The sequence below is a fragment of the Halomonas sp. 707D4 genome (assembly GCF_024158685.1).
Classification (GTDB): Bacteria; Pseudomonadota; Gammaproteobacteria; order Pseudomonadales; family Halomonadaceae; genus Vreelandella.
In genome coordinates, this window is sequence record NZ_JAMZBD010000566.1 from 1 (window position 1) to 1,759 (window position 1,759).

At 66.6% G+C, this 1,759-nt stretch carries 2 protein-coding genes; both read right to left on the reverse strand.

The annotated features are described in order from the left end of the window. Nucleotides 1-139 precede the first annotated feature (139 nt). Nucleotides 140-1,441, reverse strand: coding sequence for an SLC13 family permease (locus tag BIS11_RS16625; protein WP_253426468.1), 1,302 nt, complete (start codon nt 1,439-1,441; stop codon nt 140-142). A gap of 34 nt (nt 1,442-1,475) precedes the next feature. Then, a partial coding sequence (locus BIS11_RS16630; protein ID WP_253586595.1) for an amidohydrolase occupies nt 1,476-1,759 on the reverse strand: 284 nt, incomplete at its 5' end.

The following is a 1,759-nucleotide window of genomic DNA, read 5'->3' on the forward strand; positions in this document are numbered from 1 at the left end:
CGCGCCGCGCAAGCCCCAGCCCGCCGTGGCCGAGTGGGAAGAGTTCTAAGGTCGATCGGCCGCCCCAACGCAACCGGCCCGCCACCTTTCGGTGGCGGGCCGGTTGCGTTCAGGCCTTGTCTTCGCGAGCCCGAACGCCCTAGAACACGAACGTCAGCAGCAGGTTGAACACCAACGCGGCGACGAAGCCCAGGGGGGCGGCGCGAAACAGAAGCTTCGGCAAGAGCCCGGCGCGCTCCTTGTCGTCCGGGCAGGAGCCGAGGATCAGGCTTCCGCCGGAGGAGAACGGCGAGATCGAGGTCGCCTGGGCGCCGACCACGATGGCGATGAAGATCACCATCGGGTCGATGCCGACGGAGGCGGCGATCGACGGCACCAGCGGGAAGAGCGCCGGCGTCACCACGCCCAGGGTGCTGGCGAACAGCGACATGCAGGCGGCCACCACGCCGAAGGCCACGGCGATCAGCACCGGCGGAATGCTGGTGCCGATCCACGCGCCCAGCATGTCGATGGTGCCCGCCTTGATCGCGATCGAGATCAGCATGCCGACCCCGCAGATCATGATGATCGTGCCCCAGGGCAGCGACGCGATCGCCTTGCGCTCGTCGCCGAGCTTGAGCAGCAGCGCGATCACCGAGAAGACGCTGGCGATCAAACCGATATCCACCTTGCTGTTGAGCAGCGCGATGGTCGCGTTGTCCGGCGCGATCAGGCTTGCGATCGGCGGCAGCAGTACCGTCGCCATCATCAGAAGCGTCAGCCCCAGGGTCATGCGCTGCTCGCGGTTGAGCGGCGCGGGCCGCTCGACGTGATCGAGGGTGGCCATGGCCACGCCCCGGCGGCGGTTGAACACGATCAACCCGCCCAGCACGAGGATCGGCACCACCAGGGTGCTGGCGAAGATGCCGGCGCTGTTGATGAAGGCCTGGGCATCGGAAAGACCGGCCTGGGTCATGAGCGTACGAAAGATGATGCCGCTCTGGCTGGAGACGAAGTTGGCCCCGGCCAGCGCCCCGTAGTTGACCGCCATCGCGCCGATGATCAGGTTGAGCCCGGTACGCGCGCAGAGCAGCAGCGTCAGCGGCGCCATGAACGCCAGCACCGTGTAGTAGCCCGCCCCCAGCGCCGAGATCACCACTGCCGCGAAGAAGATCGCGAACGGCAGCAGGTGCGGGAAGTGGCGGCAGCGGTACATCAGATGCTCGGCCAGCTTCTCGAGGGTGCCGTTGACGATGGCGAAGCTGTAGAACAGGCATACCGAGAAGATGATGAAGAAGATGTTCAAGGGCCACGAGGCGATCACCTCGCGCGGGGCGAGGCCCAGACCGAAGCAGCCCAGAAGGTAAGCGAAGGCGATCGCGAACAAGCCGATATTGATCTTGGTGCGATAGCCCAGAACGATGGAGACGACGATCGCCCCGACCACCAGTAGACTCATCATGAGGGGATTCTCTTTTCGCGTTGGGAAGACGGCCTTACGCGGACCGCTCGATCTTGAACAGCCGCGCCGGGTTGTCGCACAGCACCCGCTGGCGCTCCTCGGCCTGGGGCAGCAGCGCCTCCATGAAGGCGACCTGGGCGGCGTAGTCGGTCTGCGCCTCGAAGCGGGTATGCGGCCAGTCGCTGCCCCACACCAGCCGCTCGCTGTGGCCAAACGCCTCGCGCAGCCGCGAAAGCGACGCCTGGGCCTGGGCGAGTCCCGCCTTGGAGCGGTAGGGCGCGGAAAGCTTGACCCACAGATCCTCGCTCGCGGCGAGCT

What these genes read in the sequence shown, in the direction of transcription:
- BIS11_RS16625 (WP_253426468.1), bottom strand. Translation starts at nt 1,441, where the DNA reads ATGATGAGTCTACTGGTGGTCGGGGCGATCGTCGTCTCCATCGTTCTG.